Source organism: Mesorhizobium sp. M7A.F.Ca.CA.004.12.1.1, assembly GCF_003997835.1.
Classification (GTDB): Bacteria; Pseudomonadota; Alphaproteobacteria; order Rhizobiales; family Rhizobiaceae; genus Mesorhizobium.
The window spans coordinates 1-3,503 of the sequence record NZ_RZRK01000655.1; the positions used below are offsets into that span (position 1 = coordinate 1).

3 protein-coding genes and 1 pseudogene are annotated in these 3,503 nt (G+C 64.7%); 2 read left to right on the top strand and 2 right to left on the bottom strand.

The annotated features are described in order from the left end of the window. Positions 1-915, top strand: a 915-nt coding sequence (locus EN984_RS27060; RefSeq protein ID WP_164765671.1) for a molybdopterin cofactor-binding domain-containing protein, incomplete at its 5' end; no start/stop codon positions are given. Positions 916-990: 75 nt separating this feature from the next. Beyond that, entirely contained in the window at positions 991-2,001 is a 1,011-nt protein-coding gene (gene xdhC / locus EN984_RS27065; RefSeq protein ID WP_127271953.1) for a xanthine dehydrogenase accessory protein XdhC, read from the top strand. A gap of 12 nt (positions 2,002-2,013) precedes the next feature. On the opposite strand, the gene EN984_RS27070 is transcribed toward xdhC, so the two are convergent. Together EN984_RS27070 and EN984_RS27075 are read right to left on the bottom strand one after the other, a co-directional pair. Then, a complete protein-coding gene (locus EN984_RS27070) occupies positions 2,014-3,279 on the bottom strand; it encodes an LLM class flavin-dependent oxidoreductase (protein ID WP_127266489.1) in 1,266 nt (421 codons plus the stop codon). Further along, positions 3,276-3,503, bottom strand: a pseudogene (locus EN984_RS27075) (nitrilotriacetate monooxygenase); the annotation flags it as partial. The gene EN984_RS27070 and the pseudogene EN984_RS27075, both read right to left, overlap by 4 nt.

The following is a 3,503-nucleotide window of genomic DNA, read 5'->3' on the forward strand; positions in this document are numbered from 1 at the left end:
GTGCATCTGAACCATGGCGGGACCGAGATGGGGCAGGGCCTCTACGTCAAGGTGGCGCAGGTGGTGGCGGAAGAGTTCCAGATCGACCTCGACCAGGTCAAGATCACCGCGACCACGACCGGCAAGGTGCCGAACACTTCCGCCACGGCAGCGTCGTCCGGCTCGGACCTCAACGGCATGGCGGCGCAAAATGGCGCGCGCCAGATCAAGGACCGGCTGACCGATTTCGCCGCCGAAAAATACCAGGTGCCGCGCGATCAGGTGCTGTTCCTGCCCAACCGGGTGCGCATCGGCAACCAGGAAATCGCCTTCGCCGACCTCGTCAAGCAGGCCTATATGGCCCGTGTCCAGCTGTCGGCGGCGGGTTTCTACAAGACGCCGAAAATCCACTGGAACCGCGACAAGGGCGAGGGCCGCCCCTTCTATTATTTCGCTTATGGCGCCTCGTGTTCGGAAGTCTCGGTCGACACGCTGACCGGAGAATACATGGTCGAGCGTACCGATATTCTCCATGACTGCGGGCGCTCGCTGAACCGAGCTATAGACATCGGCCAGATCGAGGGCGGCTTCATCCAGGGCATGGGCTGGCTGACGACGGAAGAACTGTGGTGGGACGCCAAGGGCCGGCTGCGCACGCATGCGCCGTCGACCTACAAGATCCCGCTCGCCTCCGACCGGCCAAAGATCTTCAACGTCACCTTGGCCGACTGGCCGGAAGCGGGCGAGCCGACCATCCACCGCTCCAAGGCGGTCGGCGAGCCGCCGTTCCCGCTCGGCATGTCGGTGCTGCATGCGCTGTCGGATGCGGTGGCCAGTGTCGCCGACAACAAGATTTGCCCGCGCCTCGATGCCCCCGCCACACCGGAACGCGTGCTGATGGCGATCGAGCGGCTGAAGAAAGAGGCCGGCGCCTGAATCCGGCCCAGGGGGTCAGCAATGTGTGCAATCCGGGCCGAAAAAACCTATATTTCCCGCACGGGAATGCGAATGATGAATTCGAAAGTGCAAAGCCTGAGAGACTTCCTTGCCAGCGCCGACCGGATTGCCCTGGTCGAAGTGGCTGGCACAAAAGGTTCGACGCCACGCGAGAAGGGCGCATTTATGCTCGTCTCGCGGGCGGCGATCTTTGGCACGATCGGCGGCGGTCAGCTCGAATACATGGCAATCGACAGGGCCAGGCAGATGCTCTTCTCCCCCCTTGAGGGGGAGATGTCGGCGAAGCCGACAGAGGGGGTCCTATCAGAAGGCACCGCCAGGGCGTTGAGCCCGGTCGATCCGACCCCACCCGGCAGCTTCGCCGCCACCCTCCCCTCGAGGGGGAGGGGAACCCGCATCGAGGTTGACAAAGTCTGCGCTACCCTGGACGTCCCGCTAGGCCCGGAAATCGGCCAATGCTGCGGCGGGCGCGTCGAAGTGCTGATCCGGCTCGTCGATGCCGCGCTTGCCGCCGAACTGGTTGCGGTTGCGGAAGCCGAAGAGGCACACCTGCCATATGTCTACGTCTTCGGCGGCGGCCATGTCGGCCAGGCGCTGGCGTCGACGATCGCACTTCTTCCCGTGCACGGCGTCGTCATCGAGACGCGCGCCGAAGCACTGGAAGGCATGCCGGAAACCGTAGAGATGCGGCTGACGCCGATGCCCGAGGCGATGGTGCGCGATGCTCCCGCCGGCACTGCCTTCGCCATCCTGACCCACGACCATGCGCTGGATTTCCTGATCGTCGCCGAGGCGCTGAAACGCGACGATGCCGCCTATGTCGGCATGATCGGCTCGAAGACCAAGAAAGCGACGTTCAGGAACTGGTTCCTGAAATCGGCGGATGGCAGTCAAGCTGAGTTTGCCCGCCTCGTCTCGCCAATCGGCGGCGACACCGTCAAGGACAAGCGCCCGCAGGTCATCGCGGCGCTGGCGGCGGCCGAGATCATGACGGCGCTGGTCAGTCACAACGCAACCTCAAGTGCCGACCATCAAATTCCGCATGGCAGGGTGATGGCAGGCTAGGCTGCGCCACAGCTAAACCGGCTGTTTCAAACCCAGTTGGTCGCGCAATGTGCGGCCCTCGTACTCCGTGCGGAACAGGCCGCGCCGCTGCAGTTCAGGCACGACGAGCATCGCAAAGGCATTGAGTTCGCCGGGGAAATAAGAGGGCATGACGTTGAAGCCGTCGGCGGCACCGCCTTCGAACCGCGCCTGCAACTCATCGGCAACCTGGGCCGCCGTGCCGACGATGCGCCAATGGCCACGCGCGCCGGCGAAATGCCGGGCAAGCTCGCGGATAGAGAGGCCGTCGCGGCGCGATTGCTCGATGACCAGCGCCTGCCGACTTTTCATCCCCTCGCTCTCCGGCAGGTCCGGCAGCGGCCCGTTGATCGGGTAGCGCCACAGATCGGAGATGCTGAGATAGCTGGACAGCAGCGCCACACCGACGTCGTCGGGGATCAGCGCCTGCAATTCCTCATATTTTTCACGGGCCTCCGCTTCGGTCTCCGCCACCACTGGCGCGACGCCCGGCATGATCTTGATGTCGTCAGGCTCGCGCCCGTAGGCCGCCAGACGCCCCTTGAGATCGTCGTAGAAGGCCTTCGCTTCCTCGAAGGTCTGCGCCGCGGTGAACACCACATCGGCGGTGCGGGCGGCAAGGTCGCGGCCGACATCCGAGGCGCCGGCCTGGACCATGACAGGCGCGCCCTGCGGCGAACGCGGCAGATCGAGCGGGTCGCGAACCGAAAAGCTCTGGCCGTCATGTCCGGATCCAGAAGCTCCATCGAGCTTGCCGTTCCAGAGCCCGGTTACCACCTCGGCGAATTCGCGCGCGCGCTCATAGCGATCGGCATGGGGCTTGAGGCCGGTCGAGCCGAAATTGGCGGCCTCGACAGGGCTGGCCGAGGTGACCAGGTTCCAGCCGGCCCTGCCGCCGCTCAGATGGTCGAGCGACAGGAAGGCTCGCGCCAGGCCATAGGGCTCGTTGTAGCTTGTCGAGGCTGTCGAGACGAGGCCGATGCGGCTGGTCTGGACGGCGAGCGCCGAAAGCAGGCTGATCGGCTCGAAGCCGATCGAGCGCGAAGTCTGGCTGGCAATGCCGACATTGGCTTCGCGCAGGCCTGCGGCATCTTCGCAGAAGATCATGTCGAACTTCGCCGCTTCCGCCGTGCGCGCCAGCGCGATGTAATGGTCGATGTCAGTGCCGGCGGTGACGTGTGCCTTGGGATGGCGCCAGGCCGCGATGTGGTGGCCTGTCGCCCACAGGAAGGCGCCGAGCTTGATCTGGCGAGCGGTCATCGGTCACCTCCGCCGGCAAGCCCGAGATGCGAGCGCAACGTCGTGCCGCGATAGTTCTCTCGAAACAGGCCACGCTGCCTCAGTTCCGGCAAAACCAGATCGACGAAATCGTCGAGCGCTGAAAGCTGTGCCGGCATCAGGATGTTGAACCCGTCGCAGCTTTTCGCCCGGAATTCCTCTTCCAGCCTCTCGGCGACGGCAGCCGGCTTACTATCGGCGGGTTG

Excerpts from the sequence above, each read along its gene's own strand:
- EN984_RS27070 (WP_127266489.1), bottom strand. The coding sequence starts at position 3,279 with ATGACCGCTCGCCAGATCAAGCTCGGCGCCTTCCTGTGGGCGACAGGC.
- xdhC (WP_127271953.1), top strand. The coding sequence starts at position 991 with ATGAATTCGAAAGTGCAAAGCCTGAGAGACTTCCTTGCCAGCGCCGAC.